This is a genomic window from Stenotrophomonas sp. 63632_Sma (genome assembly GCF_056482875.1).
In genome coordinates this window covers 3,719,726-3,736,535 of the sequence record NZ_CM151220.1, presented here as the reverse complement: position 1 = coordinate 3,736,535, position 16,810 = coordinate 3,719,726, and the positions used below count along the sequence as shown (strand labels likewise).

The following is a 16,810-nucleotide window of genomic DNA, read 5'->3' as shown; positions in this document are numbered from 1 at the left end:
GGCGTGGGTCAGGCCCCGCCCTGGATGTTGGCCTTCACCGCGGGCTGCATCAGCTTGGGTTCTTCCAGCGTCGCATCGCGTGCCTGGCGCACGCTGACGAACTCCGCCTCGGCCACGCCGTCATGCACGTGGATGTTGTGTGCGCGCTGTTCGCCGATGGTGGTTTCGTTGGCGAATGCACGACCACCCGGACCGTAGTCGTGGCAGACGAACACGCGCGTCGCATCGGGCAGCGCCAGCAGGCGCTGGATTGAACGGTACAACTGCGCGGCATCGCCACCCGGGAAGTCGCAGCGGGCGGTACCGCCGTCGGGCATGAACAGCGAGTCACCGGTGAACAGCGCATCGTCGATCAGGTAGGCGATGCTGTCGCTGGTATGGCCGGGCACGGCGATCACCTGACAGCGCAGTTCGCCCAGAGCAAAGGTTTCGCTATCGCTGAACAGGTGATCGAAGATGTCATCGGCCGCCGGAAGCTGCAGCCCATAGCGCGGTGCGAAGGTGGCCTGCACCGCGCGGATGCCTTCGCCGATGGCCAGCGTGGCCTGCGGGAAGCGCTCCTTCAGGCGGCGCCCAGCTGACACATGGTCGGCGTGGGCATGGGTTTCCAGCAGCCAGCGCAGCTGCAGGCCCTGTTGTTCGATGGCCTGCAACGCGGCATGCAGCGGCGCTTCACTGCTGGCATCGGTATCCGGGTCGTAGTCCAGGACCGGGTCGATCAGCGCTGCCTCGCCGCTGGCCGGATCACTGACCAGATAGCTGAAGGTATTGCTGTCACGGTGGAAGAACGACTGCACCTGGACTGACATTGGAACGCTCCTCAGCGCGTGCCGAGCACGCGGTTCAGCAACTGCGCCAGGTTCTCACCGGCCAGTCGCAGCTGCGCTTCGGCCAGCGGCCGGTAGCGCTCGGTGTATTCGTCACCGATTTTACGCGAGGCCGGATAAACGCCAGCTTGCATGGAGATGCGGCAGCTGGCTTCGGCCCACGTCTGCGGGTCGCGCTGCGGGTTGGACTGGCGCGCCAGCTTCGGCGCGCGCTGGCTCTGCAGCAGCGGGAGATAGCCGGCGTCGTCCAGCTTGCGGGTGTTGAGCATGCCGCTGTCCCACAGCGAGTGCAGGTTGGTACCGCGGTTGCCGAACTGCAGCTGGAAGTCGTTGCCGCCCTTGTCGTGGGCGTAACCGGCATGCATCGGCTGATGGATGTCGCCGACCAGGTGCACGACGAACTTCAGCGCCTGCAGGCGCTCGCCGTCGGTCAGGCTTCGGTCGCCGAGGATGGCGCTCTGTGCCTTCAGGGCCTCGACGATGCAGTTGCCGTTCTTGCAGTGCTTCGGTGCTTCGTAGTGGCAGTTGTCTTCGGCGATGTTGACGTAGTGCCAGCCGGCCGAGCGACGGCCCAGGCCCGGATCCTTGGCACGCAGCTGATCGGCCCACGGCGCGATGCTGGCCAGCGTGGCGTCCGGTTCGGTGGCCAGCAGGCGGTCCACTTCGGCGCGGGTGGTGGGGTTGAGGCGGGCGTCAGCGACTTCGGCGACAAGGCGGTGGCCTTGCGCGCCCCAGGCATGGGCGGGGGCGGAGACGGACAGCAGGGCCGGCGCCAGGGCGGCGGCGAGGAAGAAGGAGTGCAGGGCTTTCATGCGCACATTCTAGCGGGGGCAGGTGGATTGAAGAGCGGCGCGTTCCTGTTCCGAAGTGGGAGCGCAGCGGGAGGGGCGGCGGGACACGCCGTAAACCCATCCATGGGGGCTCGATGGCGCCATCCATGGCACCAACGGTCCCGCCGCCCCTCCCGCTGCGCTCCCCTCCAAACATGGCCGCGGAGGCGGATGCAAACGTCAAAGGCAACATCAAAAACAAATGCAGGATCAAAATCGGCCTCCTGCAATTACAGGCAACCACTACGCCTCGGATGTTCAGGTTCTGCTTCTGCTCTTGCCTTTGCTTGAGCTGGCACGCGCGCGCAGATGGGAAGGGTGGAGAGGGTGGGGTGATCGGGACCGTTCGCCGCATGGATGCGGCGATCGAGCCTACAGGGACGTATTTACGGCGTGTCCCGATCACCCCACCCTCTCCGCCCAATTCCAGATGCCGGTGCTTTTCGTGCAAATAAAAAAGCCCCGGCAATCACCGGGGCAACATGCTGCGAGGGTTTTGCATGTAGCGGGGGAGCGGGGGCGAAGCCCCCGCGCTCAACACACCGCTTTAGAACTTGAAGACGTACGAAGCGCCGTAGACCAGCGGATCGATGTTGACCGTGCCGATCTTCTCGCCGTTCAACTTCACCTTGCTGTCGATGTCGATCCAGCGCATGTCCACGCGCAGTGCGCCCTTCCCGCCGATCGCGAAGTCCACGCCCGCATGCGCGGCCAGGCCCCACGAATCCTGCAGCTTCAGGCGGCTGTCCTTCAGCGCACCGGTGGTGTCTTCGCTGAAGAAGGTCGTGTAGTTCACGCCCGCACCGATGAACGGCGACACCTTGCCCTTGCTGTTGAAGTGGTACTGCACGGTCACCACCGGCGGCAGCTGCTTGGTGCTGCCCACGCGGCCCAGGCCGTTGATGTTGATGTCGTGCTTGAACGGCAGCGCGGCCAGCACTTCGATGCCCAGGTTGTCGGCGATGAAGTACTCACCGGTGATGGTCGGCTTGACGTCGTTGTCGACGTCGACCTTCAGGGTGTGGTTGGCCAGCCAGCCGTTGTTCGACTTCGGGGCCACCTGGTGCACGCCGGCGGAGAGGGTCCAGTCGCCCTTGGACTGGGCCATGGCCGGGGCGGCGGCGAGGGACAGGGCGGCGGCCAGGCTGGCCACGATCAGGGGGGAGGTCTTGCGCATGGGGGTGATCTCGTTGCTGGGTGGATGCAGCCAGTCTCGGCCTCACATCGCGCTAACGCTTTGATCCGGATCAAATCCTGTCCGCCGGCCTGCTGCCTGCCGGGGCTGCCCGGCGGTGGCCAGCCCCGGTTTGCTAGACTTGTGGGCCCTATCCATCCCGCCGCACCCGTCGCGGCCGCAGGAGCTTGAGAACATGGCAATCAAGGTTGGTATCAACGGTTTCGGTCGCATCGGGCGTAACGTCCTGCGCTCGGCGGTGCTGAACTTCGGCGACGACATCGAAATCGTGGCCATCAACGATCTGCTGGAGCCGGACTATCTGGCGTACATGCTCAAGTACGACTCCGTGCATGGCCGTTTCAAGGCTGACGTGGCGGTGCAGGGCAACGACCTGCTGGTCAACGGCAAGAAGATCCGCCTGACCCAGGAACGCGACCCGGCCAACCTGAAGTGGAACGAAGTGGACGTGGACGTGGTGATCGAATCCACCGGCCTGTTCCTGACCAAGGAAACCGCGCAGAAGCACATCGATGCCGGCGCCAAGAAGGTCATCATGTCGGCCCCGTCGAAGGACGACACGCCGATGTTCGTCTACGGCGTGAACGACAAGACCTACGCCGGCCAGGCAATCGTCTCCAACGCGTCGTGCACCACCAACTGCCTGGCCCCGCTGGCCAAGGTCATCAACGACAAGTGGGGCATCAAGCGTGGCCTGATGACCACCGTGCATGCGGCTACCGCTACCCAGAAGACCGTCGATGGCCCGTCCAACAAGGATTGGCGTGGTGGCCGCGGCATCCTGGAGAACATCATTCCGTCGTCCACCGGTGCGGCCAAGGCCGTCGGCGTGGTCATCCCGGAACTGAACAAGAAGCTGACCGGCATGAGCTTCCGTGTCCCGACCTCGGACGTGTCGGTGGTCGACCTGACCGTCGAGCTGGAAAAGGAAGCCACCTACGCCGAGATCTGCGCGGAAGTGAAGGCACAGAGCGAAGGCCCGCTGAAGGGCATCCTGGGCTACACCGAAGACAAGGTCGTGGCCACCGATTTCCGCGGCGAGACCTGCACCTCGGTGTTCGACGCCGAAGCCGGCATCGCCCTGGACGGCACCTTCGTCAAGCTGGTCACCTGGTACGACAACGAGTGGGGCTACTCGAACAAGTGCCTGGAAATGGCCAAGGTCGTCGCCGCCAAGTAAGGCCGGCCAAGATCGCGCACGGACCCCGGCCTGGCCGGGGTTCGTCGTTTATGGGGCCAGCCCTGTCGTAGCATGGGGCGGTCGACCGCTGCCGCTGGGGCGCGGGATTGCAATGGAAGCATGCAATGGAAGCATTGATAGCCCTGGTGGTACTGGTTCTGCTGGCCATCCCGCTGCTGCTGGTGGTGGCGCTGGTGATGATTGCCGGCCTGCGCCGCCGAGTGGCCGCGCTGGAAGGTGCCTTGGCCGCCGCGCCGGCCGCCCGCCCGGCTGCAGCCGAGCCTGCGCCGGAACGGGCTGCGCCCATGCCTGCGGCTGGCGCCGATCCGCCGTTCCTGCGGCCGGTGGCGGCTGCCGCGCCGCCTCCCCCCCAGCCAATGCCGCCGCCGGTGCACGAACCGGTGCCTGCGGCAGTGGAGGCGCCGCGTCCGGTCACGCCACCGCCGGTGCCACCCGTGCCAGTGCAGCCGCCGTTGCCTTCCGAACCGACGCTGCCGAACTTCATCGAGCGCGGCATCGGAGCGGTCAAGCGCTGGTTCACCGAGGGCAACGTGCCGGTCAAGATCGGCATGCTGGTGCTGCTGGCCGGTGTTGCCGCGCTGTTGAAGTACGTCAGTGACCAGGGCTGGCTGGTGCTGCCGATCGAGCTGCGCCTGGCCGGTGTCACCGTGGGTGCGCTGGGCCTGCTGGCGTTCGGTTGGCATCAGCGCGAGCGCCGGCGCTTGTTCGCACTGGCGCTGCAGGGCGGTGCCATCGGCGTGCTGCTGCTGACCATCTTCGCCGCATTCAAGCGGTTCGAGTTGCTCAACCCCGGGTTTGCCTTCGCCAGTTCGATCGCGCTGGTGGCCGGGCTGTGCGTGCTGGCGGTGGTGCAGAACTCGCGCACGCTGGCGGTGCTGGGCATCCTCGCAGGCTTCATGGCACCGCTGTGGCTGTCCACCGGCAGCGGCAACCACGTGGGGTTGTTCAGCTACTACGCGGTGCTCAACGCCGGCATCTTCGCCATTGCCTGGTTCCGGCCGTGGCGCGCGCTGAACCTGCTGGGCTTCGCCTTCACCTTCGGCATCGGTACGTTCTGGGGCGTGCTGCAGTACGCGCCGGACAAGTTCAGCAGCACCGAGCCGTTCCTGCTGCTGTTCTTCGCCTTCTACCTGCTGATCCCGCTGCTGTACGCACGCCGGCAGCCCGCCGGGCGGCGTGACCTGGTCGACGGCAGCCTGGTGTTCGGTACGCCCTTGGTCGCCTTCTCGCTGCAGGCCGGCATGCTGCACGAGCAGCCGATGACGCTGGCGCTGTGCGCACTGGGCCTGGCGGCGATCTACGCCGTACTGGCGCGGGCACTGATTGCGCGCGCGTCGTACACCGTGCTGGCGCAGTCGCATGCGGTGCTGGCGGTGGGCTTCGTCACGCTGGCGGTGCCGCTGGCCTTGTCGGCGCGTGCCACCGGCGCGGTGTTCGCGCTGGAAGGTGCAGGCCTGGCCTGGCTGGGCCTGCGCCAGAAACGCTGGCTGCCGCAGGTGTCCGGTGCGTTGTTGCAGATGGGCGCAGCGTTCGCTTTCGTGGCCGGTGGCGATCACTGGCATGAGGACCTGCGCTTCCTGCTCAACCCGACCGCGATCGGTGCATTGCTGCTGGCCGTTGCCGGCTTCGCGTCGGCCTGGAGCTACCAGCGCAGGCAGCGCCACGAGATTGCCCTGGTCTACTACCTGTGGGGCCTGCTGTGGTGGCTGGGTGGTCTGGTGCACGAGATCACCCGTTTCTTCCCGTACCGCACCGAAGTGGATGCACTGCTGGTGCTGGCTGCCGTTACCGCATGGCTGGCCGCCGAAGTACAGCGGCGCCAGCCGGCGCGTGCGCTGGGGGTGACCGCACTCGCGATGCTGGCGCTGGGCTTCCCACTGGCGCTGATACAGAGCGACGCGCACCATCAGCCGTTCGCTGGCTACGGCGCGCTGGCCTGGGCAGTGTTCGCGGTGCTGGGCGTGCGCACGCTGCTGTGCCTGCGCCAGGGCGGCAATACCGTGGCACGCATCGCGCAGTTCCTGTGGTGGCTGCTGTGGCCGTCGCTGCTTTCGCTGCTGGCTCTGTGGGGTGGTGGCGAGGCCGATCTGGCACAGGGCTGGACGACGCTGCTGGTGACCCTGCCGTGGCTGCTGATGGCGGCGCTGTCGCTGTGGCGCTGGAATGCGCTGCGCTGGCCGCTGGGTGCAGCGTTCGACCGCGTGCGCCAGCCGCTGCAGTGCGTGCTGTTCGGCCTGTTGTCGATCGGCTGGCTGTCCGGCCAGCTGCTGCCGGGCGATGCTGCGCCGCTGCTGTGGCTGCCGGTGCTGAATCCGGCGGAGATCGGGCAGTGGCTGAGCCTGCTGCTGCTGGCGCGTTGGCTGTACAGCGATCAGGCGCCGCAGGCGCTGCTGGGTATCCGCATGCCGCTGCTGTCACTGGCAACCTTCGTCGCGTTGACCAGCGTTGTGCTGCATGGCGTGCATCAGTGGGGCGGCCTGTCCTGGAACGCGTCGATGATGCGCTTCAGCCTGGCGCAGACCAGCCTGACCGTGCTGTGGAGCGTGCTCGGCGTGATTGCCTGGGTGTGGGGCTCGCGCCGCGGCCAGCGCGTGTTGTGGATGGTCGGTGCCGTGCTGATGGGCGTGGTGCTGGCCAAGCTGGTCATCGTCGATCGCCAGCACCTGGGCAACCTGCTGGGCATCGCATCGTTCATCGCCTACGGCCTGCTGTGCACGGTCGTGGGTTATCTGGCACCGGCACCGCCGAGCGCGGCGCCGACCGTGGAGGAAAAACAATGAAGACGTGGAGCAGGGCGCTGCTGCCGGCGATGTTCGGCATGCTGGCCGCCGTCACCGCACAGGCCGCCGATTACCGTACCCAGTACGCCGAGCAGTGGCCGCTGACGTTGTCCAGCGCACAATCGGGTGCCTACCGTGTCGTGCTGGAACCGGCGATCTACCGTCGCGCCGGTAGTGCGGACCTGGGCGATGTGCAGGTGTTCAATGCCGCCGGCCAATCGTTGCCGTCGGCCTTGCTGGCGCCGGACCAGCCGCTGGCACAGCCGCCGGTGCAGCGTGAGCTGCCGTGGTTCGCGTTGCCGCCGCTGGCCGAAGCGCAGCGCAACGACCTGCAGTTGCTGACCGAGCGCGATACCGATGGTCGCGTACGCCGGGTCGAGGCGCGTGTGGGTGGTGGTGCGGTAGCGAACGGGCAGGGCGGTTGGCTGATCGATGCCAGCGTGCTCGGCCAGCAACCATTGGCGGCACTGGTGCTGGATTGGGCGGACAGTGGCCAACCGTTGCAGGCACAGGTGCAGCTGGACGTCAGCGACGACCTGCAGCACTGGCGTGCGATTGGCCGCGACATTCCGCTGGTGGATCTGCAGCGCGCCGGCAAGCGCCTGCTGCAGCGCCGTCTGCAGGTGGATGGTGAAGCGCGCTATCTGCGTGTGCTGGCGCAGGGCGATGCCCGTCTGCCAACGTTGCGCAGCGTACTGGCCGAGTTGCCGCCGGCACCGGCCACACTGCCGTGGGAGTGGCTGTCGCTGGAACCGACCTCGAAGCGCAAGGGCGAATACACCTTCGAGATGGATGGCCGCTTCCCGGCGGCGCGTGCTGACGTGGCCAGCACCGACAACAGCCTGGTGCAGTGGACATTGTTCAGTCGCGATGACGAGAGCGCGGAATGGCAGCGCCGTAGTGCACCGTGGATTGCCTATCAGCTGCAGCAGGGCGCGCAGGGCCAGCGTCAGCAATCGGCTGCGCAGCCGCTGGGCGGTGTGCATCGGGATCGTTACTGGAAGCTGGTAGCGAATCCGGCTGAAACGGCGACGGCTCCAACCCTGCGTCTGGGTTATCAGCCGGAAGTGTTGGTGTTCCTGAGCCAGGGCGCGGCGCCGTATGCGCTGGCGGTGGGCAGCTCGACTGCGCGCCGGATGGAGGCGCCGATCGGTGTGCTGATCGAGGAGCTGCGGCAGCGCAATGATCCGTCGTGGCAGCCGACGCTGGCGCGCCTGGAGGGCAGCCCGGAGCCGCTGGCCGGTGAGTCGGCACTGAAGCCGCAGCACGACTGGAAGTCGTGGCTGCTGTGGGCGTTGCTGGGGCTGGGTGTGTTGGTTGTTGGCGGCCTGGCGGTCAGCCTGCTTCGGCAGAAGCCGGCGCCTTCGGCGTAGGTTCCGGCGAACGGCGCAGCCCCTCGTGGGTGGGGTTTGTCGTGCAAAGCAAAAGCAGAAGCCGCGCTTGGCCGGGCGGGGTGGGTTCGCGGGGGACGCCGCAAGTACGTCCTTGTAGGCTTGGCAGCCGCATCCATGCGGCTGACACCCCCGCGAACCCACCCCGCCCGGCCTCTGACAGTTTCCGTGTGCGTCCACCCACGGAAGAGAAAGAAGAAGAGCAAGAGCGGAAGCGGATCGCTTCGCTCGACGGCCATCGGGGTCAGATCCGTTTTCCGCAGGAAAACGGATCTGACCTCTTCGTTCTTCATCCGACACCACACACTGCTTGTGCCTTTGCCATCCGCTCCGCCTCATGAACCTTTCGAGGCCGGGGTAGTGTGGGCTGGCAGGGGTATCCGCGCCATGGATGGCGCGGCCAAGCCTCCAGGGACGGATTCACGGCGTCCCCTGCCAGCCCACACTACCCCGGCCCAGCCCCAGCATCACGAAGCGCCAGCGCTTTGGCCGTTGCCGTAGCTGTTGCAGTTGCTGTGCGCCTCTGCCTGCCGCAGGCATCGGCCCTCCCACCACCCGCACCCGATACAATGGCCGTCTGCCGTAGCCCGGCATCCCGTCCCTGAGCCAAAGAGTTGCCCATGTCCATCGTCCGCATGACCGACCTCGACCTCTCCGGCAAGCGCGTGCTGATCCGCCAGGATCTGAACGTGCCGATCGAGAATGGCCGCATCACCTCCGAACAGCGCATCACCGCTTCGCTGCCGACGCTCAAGCGCGCGCTGGAGCAGGGCGCGGCGGTGATGGTCACCTCACACCTGGGGCGCCCGAAGGAAGGTGTGTGGAGCGAAGCCGATTCGCTGGCGCCGGTGGCCCAGCGCCTGTCCGAGCTGCTCGGTCGCGAGGTTCCGCTGGTGCGCGACTGGGTCGACGGTGTCGACGTGCAGCCGGGCCAGCTGGTGCTGCTGGAAAACTGCCGCATGAACGTCGGCGAGGGCAAGGACGATGAAGCCCTGTCGAAGAAGTACGCCGCCCTGTGCGATGTGTTCGTGATGGATGCCTTCGGCACCGCGCACCGTGCGCAGGCCTCGACCCATGGCGTCATCCGCTTCGCCCCGGTCGCTGCCGGTGGCCCGCTGCTGATGGCCGAGCTGGACGCGCTGGCGCAGGCGCTGGATGCACCGGCCAAGCCGCTGCTGGCCATCGTCGCCGGCAGCAAGGTCAGCACCAAGCTGGAACTGCTGGCCAACCTGGTCGGCAAGGTCGATCAGCTGATCGTCGGTGGTGGCATCGCCAATACCTTCATCGCTGCCGCCGGCTACAACGTCGGCAAGTCGCTGTACGAGCCGGACCTGCTGGACACCGCGAAGAAGATCGTGGCCGATGCCAAGGCGCGTGGCGCCGATATCCCGCTGCCGGTGGACGTGGTCACCGCCAAGCAGTTCATGCCGGACGCGGTTGCCGAAGTGAAGGCGGTCGACGCCGTTGCCGAAGACGACCTGATCCTGGACATCGGCCCGCAGACCGCGGCGCAGTACGCGCAGCTGATCGGGAAGGCCGGTACCGTGGTCTGGAACGGTCCGGTCGGTGTGTTCGAATTCGAGGCCTTCAGCAAGGGCACCGAAGCGCTGGCCCGTGCCATCGCCAGTTCGCCGGCGTTCTCCATCGCCGGTGGCGGCGACACCCTGGCCGCGGTCGACAAGTTCGATATCGCCCAGCAGGTCAGCTACATCTCCACCGGTGGCGGTGCGTTCCTGGAATTCCTGGAAGGCAAGACCCTGCCGGCGGTGGCCGCACTCGACGCGCGCGGCGCATGAGTGCCGATCGCAGCAAGGATGTCCTGTTCTTCGACCTGGACGGTACGCTGATCGATTCGCAGGTGGGTATCACCGCCTGCATCGCCTATGCGCTGCAGAAGATGGACCATCCGGTGCCACCGCAGGAGACCCTGCTGGGCTGGATCGGTCCGTCGCTGCGCACCACCTTCGCGCCGCTGTTCGGTGAACCGGCGCGGGTGGAACAGGCGGTGGGCTACTACCGTGAGCGCTTCGACGCCGAGGGCTGGCGCGAGCACACGGTGTACCCGCAGGTGGAAGACACCCTTCGCACGCTGCATGGTCGTGGCCATCGCCTGGCGGTGGTCACTGCCAAGAACGAACCGCACGCGCGCCGCATCCTTGCCCACCTTCCGTTCGGCGGGCTGTTCGAGGAGATCGTCGGTTCAACCTTGGATGGCTCGCGCAGCCACAAGCCGGAACTGGTCGGCGAAGCGCTGCGCCGGTTGCAGGTGCAGCCGGCGCACTGCTGGATGATCGGCGACCGCCGCATGGACATTGAAGGCGCGCGTCACCATGGCCTGCGCAGCGTCGGTGTGTTGTGGGGCTTTGGCGGTGAGGCCGAACTCACCGAAGCCGGTGCCGGGCAGCTGGCCCGTGAGCCGGCGCAGCTGGAAACGCTGCTGGCGTGATGCGCCGTTGATCGGTAACGCCGGGCCATGCCCGGCGCCACCACCACCCTGCGCCAGCGTATGTCCGGCCGATGTCCGTTCCATGACCCGCGAAGTCAGGCGGCACAAGGCTGTAACCGTATACATGCGGCGTGAAGGATGTGCTAATTTCCATTCTTTATCGGGAGAGGCCCATTCACCATGTTCGAGCGTCAGCGTCGCACCAAGATCCTTGCCACCCTCGGTCCGGCCACTGATCCGCCGGGCGTGCTGGAGGATCTGTTCCGCGCCGGCGTCAACGTGGTGCGCCTGAACTTCAGCCATGGCGATCCCTCCGGCCAGGCCAAGCGTGCTGCCGAAGTGCGCGCTGCCGCGGCCCGCGTGGGCGTGGAAGTCGGCATCCTGGCCGACCTGCCGGGCCCGAAGATCCGTATCGAGCGCTTCGCCGAAGGCAAGGTACAGCTGAAGGCGGGCAACCGCTTCGACCTGATCGCAAGCACCAGCGCCGGCCCGGGTGACGCCACCCAGGTGGGCGTGAGCTACCTCGGCCTGCCGCAGGACGTGGGTCCGGGCGATGTGCTGCTGCTCGACGACGGCCTGATGCAGCTGCAGGTGGTGGAAGTGCAGGGCGAACGCATCATCAACACCGTACTGAACGACGGTGTGCTGTCCGACCGCAAGGGCCTGAACAAGCAGGGCGGTGGCCTGTCGCTGGGCGCGCTGACCGAGCGCGACAAGGAACTGATCGGCATCGTCGCCAAGATCGGTGTCGACTTCATCGCCGTGTCGTTCTGCCGCAATGCGCAGGACATGAACGACGCGCGTGAGATCGCCCGCTCGCACGGCTGCGATGCCGCGCTGGTGTCGAAGATCGAGCGCACCGAGGCGATCGAGAACCTGGAAGAGATCGTCGAGGCCAGCGACGTGGTGATGGTGGCCCGTGGCGACCTTGGCGTGGAAATCGGCGATGCCGAACTGCCGGGCCTGCAGAAGAAGATCATCAAGGCCTCGCTGGCGCAGAACAAGGTGGTCATCACCGCTACGCAGATGCTGCAGTCGATGGTCGAAAGCCCGATTCCGACCCGCGCCGAAGTGCTGGACGTGGCCAACTCGGTCATCGACGGCACCGATGCGGTCATGCTGTCGGCCGAAACTGCTGCCGGTGCCTACCCGGTCAAGGCCGTGGAAGCGATGGCGCGCATCTGCCTGGGTGCAGAGCGCCAGTTCCAGACCGAGACCGACTTCAACGCTTCGCCGCGCAACCTGGAACGTGCCGACCAGGCCATTGCCATGGCCACCATGTTCCTGTCGCAGCACGTGGGCGTGCGCGCGATCGTGGCGATGACCGAATCCGGTGGCACCGCCCGCTACCTGTCGCGTTTCCGCGCCAAGGCGCCGGTGTTCGCGGTCACCCGCCACGACGGTGCACGCCGCCAGATGGCGCTGATGCGCGATGTCTACCCGATCAACTTCGACAGCCGTGGCCTGACCCCGCGTGAAGCCGCACGCGGCAGCATCCGCCTGCTGGTGGAAGCCGAACTGCTGCAGGCCGGTGACCGCGTCGTGTTCACCAGCGGTGAGCACATGGAAACCCTGGGCGCGACCAACACCCTGCGCCTGCTGGAAGTGGGCGAAGACGGCCGCGCCAGCGGCCTGGGCGATCTGTAAACCCAGGCGGCCCCGGGTCGGAGCCGCTGCGCGGGTCCGACCCGGGGTCAGATCCCCGAAGGGGTCGTGACCCGGCGCAACAGGACATCGCCTGTCCGGTGCGGACATTGGAATCGTTTCCAGACTGCCCTGCACGTCGGTGCAACGGGCGGCGGGGCTATACTTACGTTTTTCCCGCACCCGCCACAGGAAGTACATGAGCATCGAACAGCTGGCTGAAACCGCCCAGGCCATGGTTGCCCCGGGCAAGGGCATCATCGCGATCGACGAATCCACCGCTACCATCGCCAAGCGTTTCGCTGGCGTCGGTATCGAGAACACCGAGGAGAACCGTCGTGCCTACCGCGAACTGCTGCTGACCACGCCGAAGCTCAACGAGCACATTTCCGGCGCCATCCTGTTTGACGAAACCATCCGTCAGTCGACCAAGGACGGCGTGCCGTTCGCCAAGTACATGGCCGACCACGGCATGATTCCGGGCATCAAGGTGGACAAGGGTGCGCACCCGCTGGCCGGCTGCCCGGGCGAGCTGGTGACCGAAGGCCTGGACGGCCTGCGCGAGCGCCTGCAGGAGTACTACAAGCTGGGTGCGCGCTTCGCCAAGTGGCGTGCGGTGATCAACATCGGCGAAAGCATTCCGTCGGGCACCTGCATCGAGTCCAACGCCCACGCGCTGGCCCGCTATGCCGCCCTGTGCCAGGAATGCGGCCTGGTGCCGATGGTCGAGCCGGAAGTGATCATGGACGGCGACCACGACATCGAGACCTGCTACGAAGTCACCGAAGCCACCCTGCGTTCGCTGTTCGATGCCCTGTACCAGCAGAACGTGCTGCTGGAAGGCACCATCCTGAAGGCCTCGATGGTCATCTCCGGCAAGGGCTGCGATGAGCAGGCCGACGTCGAGGAAGTGGCCGAGTCGACCGTGATGTGCCTGAAGAGCACCGTGCCGGCCATCCTGCCGGGCGTGGTGTTCCTGTCCGGTGGCCAGAGCGACGAGCAGTCCACCGAGCATCTGAACGCGATGAACCAGCTGGGCAACCTGCCGTGGCCGCTGAGCTTCTCCTACGGCCGCGCCATGCAGCAGGCCGCGCTGAAGCTGTGGGCCAAGGACATGAAGGGCAACTACGCTGCCGCCCAGAAGACCGTGTACGAGCGCGCCAAGGACAACGGCCTGGCCGCGCTGGGCAAGTGGAACGGTTGATCCGTCCCATCGCAGGATGAACAGGGCAACGCCGGCATCACGCCGGCGTTTGCTTTTGCGGGTATCTTTTCCGCCCCCACGCACCGGGCCGGTGTGCGGGACATACATGGAAGGCCAAGGAGAAAAAACATGCGTTTGGCAGTAATCACACTGGCCGTCGCCACGGTCCTGATCGCTGGCGGTTGCAACCGCATCGGTGGCGGTGGTGACGCAGGCAAGGCCGCGTCGCTCGATTTCGACAAGCCGGTGTCCGGCGAGATCACCTCGCGCAGCGGCATCAACTTCAACGACGGCAGCCATCACCAGCTGTACCAGATCAAGCTGGAAGACAGGGAACTGGTCGGCCTGAAGCTCACCGGCGCACTGACCGGTTCGATCGCCGTGTTCAACAACGGCAGCCTGGTGTCCACCAGCAATACCGGTTACGAACGCGAAGGCGATGTCTCGCTGGCCTTCCGTGCCAACGGTGGCGGCACCTACCAGGTGGCGGTCAACGCCAACGGTCCCAGCGCCTTTGGCCCGTACCGCCTGCGCGCCGAGAAGCTGAAGCCGTACGACGGCAAGCCGCTGGTGGGCAGTGGTGAGATCGTCGACATGCTGGCCAGCAACTCGCAGGACTACACCCTGCAGGTGGAGAAGGCAGGCCTGTACGAGATCCGCCTGGTCTCGGATGTCTTCGATCCGGTGCTGAAGCTGTCCGGCCAGGGCGTGGATGCCGAGAACGATGACGGCGGCGACAGCACCAACTCGCGCCTGAACCTCTCGCTGAAGCCGGGCAAGTACACCCTGACTGCACGCGGCCTCGGCGACGGCGTCAATGGCATGTTCACCCTGTCGGCCACCCGCATTGAACTGCCAGGCAACCTGGTGGATCGCGATGGCACGGCACTGCCGAAGTCGGGCAGCGCGTACACCATGCTGGACAACGAAGGCCGCCGCCGCTTCCTGCTGACCCTGGATCGTCCGGCCGATGTGCGCCTGGACGCGATTTCCAGCCAGGTCGATACCGTGCTGCGCGTGGTTGGCGGCGACGTCGAGCTGACCGACGACGACGGTGGCAATGGCACCAATGCACGCCTGGAAGAGACGCTGCCGGCCGGTCACTACACCGTCGACGTGTCCAGCCTGAACAACGGTGCGGGCCTGGTGGAAGTGCGCGTGCAGGTCGAAGGTGCCAGCGCCGACGGTGCTGCCGCCTCGGCCGCACGCGCCGCTGCCGATGCAGCTGCTGCCGTGGCCGATGACGCCGCTGCTGCGGTGGAAGCAGCCAGCCGTTGAGGTGATCCACACGTAGCGTGGATCACCTCAAGGCCGCAACGGGAAAGGCCGGGCAATGCCCGGCCTTTCCTTTTACCGGAAGCGCTGCGGTTCAGTGCGCAGCGGCGAAGCCCGCATCGCCCAGAGGCGGCAGCATCGATCCGCGCGGTTCGTTGTCCGTGCTTTGTCCCGCGGCGCTCAATGCCTGCTGGTAGGCCTTCGCCGTAGCAGTATTGAACGCCACCAGCACGATGCGCATCGGCTGTGCATGGCTGCGCTGCCACGCCAGTGTTTCCGTCACTGCGATCTGCGCGGCCTGGTATAGCGGATAGCCATACACACCGCAGCTGATCGCCGGGAAGGCGATCGACTTCACGCCCAGCGACTCGGCCAACTGCAGCGATTTCCAGTAGCAGTTGGCCAGCAATGCCGGTTCGTCGCGCTGGCCGTCGTGCCAGACCGGGCCCACCGTGTGCAGTACATGCCGCGCAGGCAATGCGTAAGCGTCGGTGGCGCGCACTTCACCGGTCGGGCAACGCACGCCCGGACGCAGTTCCGGCAACTGCTCGCACTCGGCCAGCAATGCCGGCCCGGCCGCGCGATGGATCGCGCCGTCGACGCCGCCGCCGCCGAGCAGTGTTTCATTGGCCGCGTTGACGATCGCATCCACCGCCAGGGTCGTGATATCGCCCTGCCAAACTTCGATCTTCATGCGTCCGTCTCCTGCCTGTGAGGTGTTCCGCGCAGCATCTGCGCCGGCTGTTCCCACGGTAGGGGACAGGGCATCGATACTGCGTCATGACCGTCTCACGCGCTGCGATCCGACGGCCTTCACGCACGATGGCGGGCGACGCCTTCACGCAGGCTGAAGCAGAAAGGGCTCAGAGCTTTTTTCCGCACGGAAAAGGCTCTGACCCCTGCGATCCATGGTTCTGGCAAACCGGGTCAGAGCCCTTTCCCTGCAGGAAAGGGATCCGACCCGATGCATCACGGCAGGCCGGCCAGCCAGTCGTCGTCGGAACCCTCATTCACATCGGCGAACAGCGGTGTGGAGAAATAGCGCTCGCCGGTATCGGGCAGCATTGCCAGGATCACCGAGCCCGGTTCAGCGCGGGCGGCCACGTCCAGCGCGCTGGCCACGGTGGCGCCGGCGGAGATGCCGACGAAGATGCCTTCCTCCGCAGCCAAGCGACGCGCGGTGGCGATCGCGCGGTCATCTTCGACCGAGACCAGTTCGTCCACCACATCGCGGTTGAGCACGTCCGGCACGAAGTCCGGGGTCCAGCCCTGGATCTTGTGCGGCTTCCAGTCATCGCCCTTCAGCAGCGCGGCGCCGGCCGGTTCGGTGGCGATGATGCGGGTCTGCGGGCGCGCGACCTTCAGCACTTCGCCCACGCCGGTAAGCGTGCCACCCGTGCCCCAGCCACTGACGAAGTAGTCCAGCCGCTTGCCGGCGAAGTCGCGCAGGATCTCGGCAGCGGTGGTGTTGCGGTGATAGGCCGGGTTGGCCGGGTTGGCGAACTGGCTGGCCAGGAACCAGCCGTGCTGCTCGGCCAGTTCGGCCGCCTTGCGCACCATGCCGCTGCCGCGCTCGGCGGCCGGGGTCAGGATCACCTTGGCACCATAGGCGCGCATCAGCTTGCGGCGCTCCACCGAGAAGGTCTCGACCATGGTGGCCACGAACTTGTAGCCACGCGCGGCGGCGACCATCGCCAGTGCCACGCCAGTGTTGCCTGAAGTGGCTTCGACAATGGTGTCGCCCGGCTTGAGCAGGCCGCGTGCCTCGGCGTCGAGGATGATCGCCAGCGCCAGACGGTCCTTCACCGAACCGCCCGGGTTGAACGACTCGACCTTGGCGTAGACGCTGACCTGCGGGGGCGCCAGGCGCTGCAGCCTGACGATGGGGGTGTTGCCGACGGTATCGAGGATGGAGTCGTACAGGGCCATGGAAGCGCTCCGGAAACGGGGCCGCGCCGGGCTTCGGCGGGCGAAGGGGGAGGGCTGGCTGTTCAGGCCAGCGGCTGCCGGCTGACCG

13 protein-coding genes are annotated in these 16,810 nt (G+C 66.6%); 8 read left to right on the top strand and 5 right to left on the bottom strand.

The window, feature by feature from the left end; all coding sequences use genetic code 11:
- Positions 1-8: 8 nt before the first annotated feature.
- The 3 genes from ACZK45_RS17375 to ACZK45_RS17365 form a co-directional block, all read right to left on the bottom strand.
- A complete protein-coding gene (locus tag ACZK45_RS17375) occupies positions 9-809 on the bottom strand; it encodes an MBL fold metallo-hydrolase (protein ID WP_071229432.1) in 801 nt (266 codons plus the stop codon).
- 11 nt (positions 810-820) lie between these two features.
- Positions 821-1,639 (bottom strand): S1/P1 nuclease, encoded by an 819-nt coding sequence (locus ACZK45_RS17370; RefSeq protein WP_180838622.1) that lies wholly within the window; start codon positions 1,637-1,639, stop codon positions 821-823.
- 565 nt (positions 1,640-2,204) lie between these two features.
- Positions 2,205-2,834 carry an OmpW/AlkL family protein gene (locus tag ACZK45_RS17365; protein WP_125894137.1) on the bottom strand — a complete coding sequence of 210 codons (630 nt, stop codon included), beginning with the start codon at positions 2,832-2,834 and terminating at the stop codon, positions 2,205-2,207.
- A gap of 193 nt (positions 2,835-3,027) precedes the next feature.
- Here ACZK45_RS17365 and gap point away from each other — a divergent pair, with 193 nt between their 5' ends.
- The 8 genes from gap to ACZK45_RS17325 all read left to right on the top strand — a co-directional run bounded on the left by gap (position 3,028) and on the right by ACZK45_RS17325 (position 14,796).
- Complete coding sequence (gene gap / locus ACZK45_RS17360) at positions 3,028-4,032, top strand: type I glyceraldehyde-3-phosphate dehydrogenase (RefSeq protein WP_032127866.1); 1,005 nt, start codon at positions 3,028-3,030, stop codon at positions 4,030-4,032.
- A 125-nt stretch (positions 4,033-4,157) separates the two neighbouring features.
- Positions 4,158-6,833: a DUF2339 domain-containing protein gene (locus ACZK45_RS17355; RefSeq protein WP_478444995.1), complete on the top strand. Its 2,676-nt coding sequence runs from the start codon at positions 4,158-4,160 to the stop codon at positions 6,831-6,833.
- Positions 6,830-8,206 (top strand): DUF3999 domain-containing protein, encoded by a 1,377-nt coding sequence (locus ACZK45_RS17350; RefSeq protein WP_049422663.1) that lies wholly within the window; start codon positions 6,830-6,832, stop codon positions 8,204-8,206. The genes ACZK45_RS17355 and ACZK45_RS17350 overlap by 4 nt, the downstream gene beginning before the upstream one ends.
- Before the next feature lie 638 nt (positions 8,207-8,844).
- A complete protein-coding gene (locus ACZK45_RS17345) occupies positions 8,845-10,020 on the top strand; it encodes a phosphoglycerate kinase (protein ID WP_032127869.1) in 1,176 nt (391 codons plus the stop codon).
- A complete protein-coding gene (locus ACZK45_RS17340; RefSeq protein ID WP_253144758.1) occupies positions 10,017-10,670 on the top strand; it encodes an HAD-IA family hydrolase in 654 nt (217 codons plus the stop codon). The genes ACZK45_RS17345 and ACZK45_RS17340 overlap by 4 nt, the downstream gene beginning before the upstream one ends.
- Before the next feature lie 180 nt (positions 10,671-10,850).
- Entirely contained in the window at positions 10,851-12,317 is a 1,467-nt protein-coding gene (gene pyk, locus ACZK45_RS17335) for a pyruvate kinase (protein WP_125892698.1), read from the top strand.
- A gap of 196 nt (positions 12,318-12,513) precedes the next feature.
- A complete protein-coding gene (locus tag ACZK45_RS17330) occupies positions 12,514-13,518 on the top strand; it encodes a class I fructose-bisphosphate aldolase (protein WP_010481439.1) in 1,005 nt (334 codons plus the stop codon).
- A 129-nt stretch (positions 13,519-13,647) separates the two neighbouring features.
- Entirely contained in the window at positions 13,648-14,796 is a 1,149-nt protein-coding gene (locus ACZK45_RS17325) for an ABC transporter substrate-binding protein (protein ID WP_154264281.1), read from the top strand.
- Positions 14,797-14,887: 91 nt separating this feature from the next.
- Here ACZK45_RS17325 and ACZK45_RS17320 read toward each other — a convergent pair whose 3' ends face one another.
- Positions 14,888-15,487, bottom strand: coding sequence for an O-acetyl-ADP-ribose deacetylase (locus tag ACZK45_RS17320; protein ID WP_032127873.1), 600 nt, complete (start codon positions 15,485-15,487; stop codon positions 14,888-14,890).
- Positions 15,488-15,762: 275 nt separating this feature from the next.
- Entirely contained in the window at positions 15,763-16,722 is a 960-nt protein-coding gene (cysK, locus tag ACZK45_RS17315) for a cysteine synthase A (protein WP_014038293.1), read from the bottom strand.
- Positions 16,723-16,810 lie beyond the last annotated feature (88 nt).

Excerpts from the sequence above, each read along its gene's own strand:
- ACZK45_RS17375 (WP_071229432.1), bottom strand. The coding sequence starts at position 809 with ATGTCAGTCCAGGTGCAGTCGTTCTTCCACCGTGACAGCAATACCTTC.
- ACZK45_RS17370 (WP_180838622.1), bottom strand. The coding sequence starts at position 1,639 with ATGAAAGCCCTGCACTCCTTCTTCCTCGCCGCCGCCCTGGCGCCGGCC.
- ACZK45_RS17365 (WP_125894137.1), bottom strand. The coding sequence starts at position 2,834 with ATGCGCAAGACCTCCCCCCTGATCGTGGCCAGCCTGGCCGCCGCCCTG.
- gap (WP_032127866.1), top strand. The coding sequence starts at position 3,028 with ATGGCAATCAAGGTTGGTATCAACGGTTTCGGTCGCATCGGGCGTAAC.
- ACZK45_RS17355 (WP_478444995.1), top strand. The coding sequence starts at position 4,158 with ATGGAAGCATTGATAGCCCTGGTGGTACTGGTTCTGCTGGCCATCCCG.
- ACZK45_RS17350 (WP_049422663.1), top strand. The coding sequence starts at position 6,830 with ATGAAGACGTGGAGCAGGGCGCTGCTGCCGGCGATGTTCGGCATGCTG.
- ACZK45_RS17345 (WP_032127869.1), top strand. The coding sequence starts at position 8,845 with ATGTCCATCGTCCGCATGACCGACCTCGACCTCTCCGGCAAGCGCGTG.
- ACZK45_RS17340 (WP_253144758.1), top strand. The coding sequence starts at position 10,017 with ATGAGTGCCGATCGCAGCAAGGATGTCCTGTTCTTCGACCTGGACGGT.
- pyk (WP_125892698.1), top strand. The coding sequence starts at position 10,851 with ATGTTCGAGCGTCAGCGTCGCACCAAGATCCTTGCCACCCTCGGTCCG.
- ACZK45_RS17330 (WP_010481439.1), top strand. The coding sequence starts at position 12,514 with ATGAGCATCGAACAGCTGGCTGAAACCGCCCAGGCCATGGTTGCCCCG.
- ACZK45_RS17325 (WP_154264281.1), top strand. The coding sequence starts at position 13,648 with ATGCGTTTGGCAGTAATCACACTGGCCGTCGCCACGGTCCTGATCGCT.
- ACZK45_RS17320 (WP_032127873.1), bottom strand. The coding sequence starts at position 15,487 with ATGAAGATCGAAGTTTGGCAGGGCGATATCACGACCCTGGCGGTGGAT.
- cysK (WP_014038293.1), bottom strand. The coding sequence starts at position 16,722 with ATGGCCCTGTACGACTCCATCCTCGATACCGTCGGCAACACCCCCATC.